Here is a 1,882-nt window from a genome sequence, read left to right as displayed (position 1 = left end):
ATGGCCTCCACCATCATTGACTCACGAATTTTTGGCGACATGTTCAGCGACGCACGCATGCGTGATGTCTGGTCGGATGGAAACCGCACCGCCAAATACCTCGACATCGAACGCGCCCTGGCCAAAGTCCAGGGCGAACTGGGCATCATCCCCAAAGAGGCCGCAGACGAAATCGTGAAACACTGCGATCTGTCCATGATCGACTGGGACAAGCTGAAGGCCAAGACCGAGCAGATTGGTTACCCCATCATCGCGGTGGTGAACCAGATCAACGCCAACTGCCGCGATGGCCTGGGCGAATACTGCCACTGGGGTGCCACCACCCAGGACATCACCGACACCGCTGCGGTACTGCAAATGCGCGAAGGCCTGGCGCTGGTCGAACAGGATTTGACTGACATCTCGGACGCATTGGCGACGCTGGCCCAAAAATACCGCGACACCCCCATCATTGGTCGCAGCAACCTTCAGCAAGCCACCCCCATCACCTTTGGCTACAAAATGGCCAGCATCCTTGCAGGCATTGAGCGCCACCGTGAGCGCCTGAGCCAGCTCAAGCCCCGGGTGCTGATGGGTGAGTTTGGCGGTGCTTCGGGCACGCTGTCATCCTTGGAAAAAGGCGCCATGGAAACTCAGGCTGGCCTGATGAAAGAGCTGGGCCTGGCGCAGCCGCTGATCTCCTGGCACACCGTGCGCGACACCATTGCCGAAGTGGGTGCCTTTCTGGGTTTGGTGGGCGGATCGCTGGGCAAGATCGCCATGGACGTGAAGCTGCTGATGCAGACCGAAGTCGGTGAGGTGTTCGAGCCCTATGCACCTGGCCGTGGTTCTTCATCCACCATGCCGCAAAAGCGCAATCCGATTTCCTGCCTGTACATCCACGCCAACGTGTCGGTGGCACGGCAACACGCTGCCGCCTTGATGGACGCGATGGTGGCGGACCATGAGCGCTCCACCGGCCCGTGGGAAATTGAATGGGTGTCGCTGCCGGAAATTTTCTGCCTGATGTCGGGCGCGTTGAAGCAGACCAAGTTTGTGCTGCAAGGCCTGGAGGTGGACGCGGTGCGCATGCGCACCAACATGGACATCACCAACGGGCTGGTCATGTCCGAGGCAGTGATGATGGGGCTTGGCCCCTACATCGGCCGCGAATACGCCCATGATCTGGTGTACGACCTGTGCCGCCAAGCATTGAAGGAAAACCGCCCGCTGATCGACATTCTGGAAGCCCACCCGGAAATCAACAAACATGTGACCCGCGCCCAGCTCGAAGCCCTGTGTGACCCGGTCAACCACCTCGGCCAGGCCGGAGTGATGGTGGACCGGGTACTGGCGGCACGCCGGGGAGTGTGACCCCGCCATGCCTACACCTGACAAACAAGCCACCGTGGACGTGCTGGTGATCGGCGGCGGCAATGCTGCCCTCTGCGCCGCGCTGATGGCACGCGAAGCCGGTGCCAGCGTGCTGCTACTGGAGTCAGCCCCCAAAGAATGGCGCGGTGGCAACTCGGCTCACACCCGCAATCTGCGTTGCATGCACGACGCCCCGCAAGATGTGCTGGTCGATGCCTATACCGAAGAGGAATTTTGGCAAGACCTGCTCAAAGTCACCGGCGGCCTGACCAACGAACAACTGGCCCGGCGTGTGATCCGCGACTCCAGCACCTGCCGCCCGTGGATGCGCAGCCACGGCGTGCACTTTCAGCCGTCACTCTCGGGCGCACTACATACCGCCCGCACCAACGCCTTCTTCATGGGTGGCGGCAAGGCCCTGGTGAATGCCTACTTCCGCAGCGCAGAGAAGCTGGGGGTGCAGGTGCGCTATCAAGCACCGGTCAACCGACTGGAGATCAAAGACGGCCACTTTGTCGCCGCCCATGTC

2 protein-coding genes are annotated in these 1,882 nt (G+C 61.3%); both read left to right on the top strand.

Going from position 1 to position 1,882, the window contains the following annotated elements; genetic code table 11:
- Positions 1–1,353 (top strand): adenylosuccinate lyase family protein (locus tag Q0341_RS08955; RefSeq protein ID WP_299512295.1); only part of this gene is annotated, 1,353 nt, incomplete at its 5' end.
- 7 nt (positions 1,354–1,360) lie between these two features.
- The coding region (locus Q0341_RS08950) for an FAD-dependent oxidoreductase (protein WP_299512293.1) at positions 1,361–1,882 on the top strand (522 nt) is incomplete at its 3' end.

Source organism: uncultured Limnohabitans sp., assembly GCF_937889215.1.
Classification (GTDB): Bacteria; Pseudomonadota; Gammaproteobacteria; order Burkholderiales; family Burkholderiaceae_C; genus Limnohabitans_A.
The sequence above is the reverse complement of the archived record's forward strand: the minus strand, read 5'-3'. Positions and strand labels throughout refer to the sequence as shown.